The 703-nt window shown below is 71.7% G+C and carries 1 protein-coding gene; it reads left to right on the top strand.

Features of this window, described 5'->3' with window-relative positions; all coding sequences use genetic code 11:
• Positions 1-703, top strand: a 703-nt coding sequence (locus D7W79_RS42505) for a CARDB domain-containing protein (RefSeq protein WP_276375685.1), incomplete at both ends; no start/stop codon positions are given.

The raw sequence follows: 703 nt of genomic DNA, 5'->3' as shown, positions 1-703 counted from the left end.
GCGCAGGGCTTCGCCAACCGCCCGCCCTCGAGCCCCTATGACGCGCCCCTGTACCTGGGCGCCATCGTGGACCTGCCGCGCAACGTGCAGGAGCTGCGCGAGGACAACAACACCCGCGCGGACACGCTGATGGGCGTGGGCGTGCAACCCGACCTCACCGTCGTCTCGCTGAGCGTCCCCACCAACGCGCAGTCCGGCCAGCCCCTCACGGCGACCGCGAAGGTGTGCAACGTGGGCACGGTCCGGTCCCCCGACGTGCCCGTGGAGGTGTACGTCACGAACGAGCCTTCGCTGAGCGTCGTGGCCGGCCCTCCGCCCATGTCCCGCCTGCCGCTGGGTTCCCTCAGCGTGCCGGCGCTGGAGCCACGGGAGTGCGTGACCCGCCTGGTGAATGGCTACGCCAACGTCCCGGCCGGGACGGTCATGCCGAACCCGGAGCTGTATGTGGGGGCCATCGTGGACCCGATGGCGTCGATCCAGGAGCTGCGCGAGGACAACAACGTGTCCCCCCTGGCCCGCATCGGCCTGGGGTACGGCCCGGACCTCGTCGTGCGCACGCTGACTGCGCCCGCGAGCATCAAGCCCGGCAGCTCGCTGTGGACGGACGTGAACATCTGCAACGACGGCACCCAGTCCGCGCCGCCCTCCACGGTGGGCCTCTTCCTGTCCACCACGCCCACGGCGGTGCCGCCCACCCAGGGCC

The organism is Corallococcus exercitus (assembly GCF_003611585.1).
Lineage (GTDB): Bacteria > Myxococcota > Myxococcia > Myxococcales > Myxococcaceae > Corallococcus > Corallococcus exercitus.
The sequence above is the reverse complement of the archived record's forward strand: the minus strand, read 5'-3'. Positions and strand labels throughout refer to the sequence as shown.